This window comes from Paenibacillus sp. OT2-17, assembly GCF_009827695.1.
GTDB lineage: Bacteria > Bacillota > Bacilli > Paenibacillales > Paenibacillaceae > Paenibacillus > Paenibacillus polymyxa_B.
On record NZ_WUDQ01000944.1, the window covers coordinates 1 to 821 of the forward strand.

The window sequence follows — 821 nt, forward strand, 5'->3', positions numbered from 1 at the left end:
GTCAAGCCGATAAACTCCCTTTTAATTGCTACGCCGAGCCCCGATGCTGTCTGATTCCCCAAATTCAACGTATTGAGTGTGTTCGACCTGTAAAAAACGTAAAAGCAAATGATAAGCACCCACGGGAGCAGCACCATAATATAGCTCCAGTCGTCCCCCCACAGGTCTCCAGCCTGCCATCTCAGAGCAAAGTCATACTGTTGCTTGTCTAGCCGGAGTGTCAACATCAGAGATAATGCGCTGTAGCCACTGCCCATAGCGACACCGGTTAAAATTAAGCCCGTAGGCGAGATGTCTCTTCCCCGCCTGAAAGCAAACATAAAAATCAAAAATGCTGCCGTAAGGCCGCCTGCAAAAGCCAGCCCAGGAAGAAGAATAGGCGATAGCAATCCTTCACTAGCGAACAACGTAATATACATAAGTACAAATAACCCTGAGCCTGAGCTGATGCCGAGTGTCCCCGGGCTGGCCATGTCGTTTTTGAGCAAGCTTTGCATAATACAGCCTGATATCCCCATGCCAATACCTACCAATATAGAAAGCACAATACGTGGCAGTCGAAAGTCAAACACGATCAGGTTCTGTTTGCTCGTTCCTTCGCCAATGATGACCTTGAAAACTTCGAGTGGAGAAAGGTTCATTTTCCCAACATTCATACTGAGTACAGCCACTAGCAGCGTCAGCACTACTAACAGTAAAATAATGCTAATCCCCCTGGTATTACGGGACAGTTTCAACTAAACTCCCTCCTCTGCTTGCGCACAAGGTAGAGAAAATAGGGTACGCCCACCAAGGCAAAAATAATGCCAAGGGGTGTTTCG

The 821-nt window shown here is 47.5% G+C and carries 1 protein-coding gene; it reads right to left on the bottom strand.

The genetic code is table 11. The features are described from left to right. On the bottom strand, positions 1-737 hold a 737-nt coding region (locus GRP75_RS28350; protein WP_160791046.1), incomplete at its 3' end, for a FecCD family ABC transporter permease. Positions 738-821 lie beyond the last annotated feature (84 nt).